This is a genomic window from Mycobacterium sp., from assembly GCF_036488105.1.
Taxonomy (GTDB): domain Bacteria; phylum Actinomycetota; class Actinomycetes; order Mycobacteriales; family Mycobacteriaceae; genus Mycobacterium.
In genome coordinates this window covers 1-1,705 of sequence record NZ_DASXHW010000298.1, presented here as the reverse complement: position 1 = coordinate 1,705, position 1,705 = coordinate 1, and the positions used below count along the sequence as shown (strand labels likewise).

At 66.9% G+C, this 1,705-nt stretch carries 2 protein-coding genes and 1 other annotated feature; of the genes, one reads left to right on the top strand and one right to left on the bottom strand.

Annotated features, from left to right (window positions below; genetic code table 11):
- The first annotated feature begins 74 nt into the window (after positions 1-74).
- The gene (locus tag VGH54_RS15620; RefSeq protein ID WP_331512961.1) at positions 75-368 is read left to right on the top strand and encodes a hypothetical protein; all 294 of its coding nucleotides are present in this window, start codon (positions 75-77) and stop codon (positions 366-368) included.
- A gap of 96 nt (positions 369-464) precedes the next feature.
- On the opposite strand, the gene VGH54_RS15615 is transcribed toward VGH54_RS15620, so the two are convergent.
- A protein-coding gene (locus VGH54_RS15615; RefSeq protein ID WP_331512962.1) for an IS3 family transposase occupies positions 465-1,699 on the bottom strand; the annotation gives its coding sequence in 2 pieces (ribosomal slippage) (positions 465-1,420 and positions 1,420-1,699; 1,236 coding nt in all).
- Positions 1,293-1,421 (bottom strand) — a sequence feature (AL1L pseudoknot). (Overlaps the previous gene by 129 nt.)
- Positions 1,700-1,705 lie beyond the last annotated feature (6 nt).

Genomic DNA, 1,705 nt, shown 5'->3' with positions numbered 1-1,705 from the left:
CAAAAAGGGCGTAGGCGGTTGACCTGCGGGTTTTCCTGCGGTGGTGGTTGAGGGGCTGGCAGTATCGCGGGGTTGTGACAGTACGGATGCTCTACCTGATCTTCTTGCGCTTGGCCGGCTGGATGGCGCTGCTGGCGCGCTCGGCGGCTTCCAAGGATGCCGAGTTGCTGGTGCTGCGCCAGGAAGTCGCCGTGTTGCGGCGGCAGCGCACCTGCGGGCGGTCCTGGAGGAGTACGTCGCGCACTATAACCACCATCGCCCGCACCGGGGGAGGAACCTGCGGCGACCGGACGGCGGCGGCATCGCAGCCCCGGTCACCGACCTGGCGACGGCCCGGATACGACGTCGCAAGGTCCTTGGCGGACTGATCCACGAGTACGACCGGTCGGCATGAAGATCACCGACTGATCCAGAAAACTGCAGTTCAGAGGCCATGTCAAGCCCCGGGTTTCGTGGACAGTGGGTTAGCTGGTTTTCAGGGCGGGTTCGGGGGTGCGGGTTGTTGCGTGGAGAGCCTCGTACTCGGCGGGCGGAACGTGTCCCAGCTCGCCGTGGAGCCGTCGCTGGTTGAACCAGTCGATGTACTCGGCAACGGCGACTTCGAGGTCGTTGATGCCGGTCCAAGGGCCCTTGTTGCGGATGAGTTCGGCCTTGAACAAACTGTTGAATGCCTCCGCGAGAGCGTTGTCGTATGAGTCGCCCTTGGAGCCAACCGAGGCGACGGCCTGAGCCTGCTCTAGGCGCTCGGTGTAGCGGATGGCGCGGTATTGCACGCCGCGATCGGAGTGATGCACCAGGCCCGACAGGTCGCCGCCTGCATGGCGGCGTTTCCATATAGCCATCTCCAGGGCGTCCAGTGCGAGGTCGGTGTACAGGGAGGTGGCGACCTGCCATCCGAGGACCATCCGCGAGAAGACGTCGATGACGAACGCGGCGTACACCCAGCCGGAGAACGTACGGATATAGGTGATGTCGGCCACCCACAGCACGTTGGGCGCGTGCGCGGTGAACTGGCGCTCCACCAGGTCGGCGGGGCGGGCGGTCTCAGGTGCGGGCCGAGTGGTACGCGGACTCTTGGCCCTGACCACGCCACGCAGGCCGGCAGCTCGCATGAGGCGCTCAACCGTGCAGCGCGCCACCTTCCACCCACGCCGCAGCAGCGCGGCGTGCACCTTGCGGGCTCCGTAGACGCCGTAGTTCTCGCGGTGGATCACGGTGATCTCCTCGGTGAGCTGCCGGTCACGGGCCGCGCGGGCGGACTCGGGGCGGGCATGGGCGACGTAGTAGGTGCTCGGCGCGATCTCGGCGTCAGTGCCCTTGAGGACCTCGCAGATCGGCTGGACGCCGAACTCCTCCTTGTGCTGATCGATGTAGGCGACCTTCAGCGCAGTGGACGGTCCAGCTCCGCCGCGAAGAAAGCCGAAGCGGACTTCAAGATCGCGTTCGCCCGGCGCAGCTCCTTCACCTCGCGTTCCAGCTCCGCAATGCGGACCGCGTCCTGGCTGCTTGTACCCGGCCTGCTGCCTTCGGCGGTCTCAGCCTGCTTGACCCAGGTCCGCAGCGCCTCGGGATGGACATCGAGCTGGTCGGCGATGCGCTTGATCGCTCCGGTCCGCGCCGCGGGGTCCTTGCGGGCCTCGACGGCGAGCCGGGTCGCGCGCTCACGCAGCTCCTCGGGGTACTTACGGGGTGCAGCCACGATCGG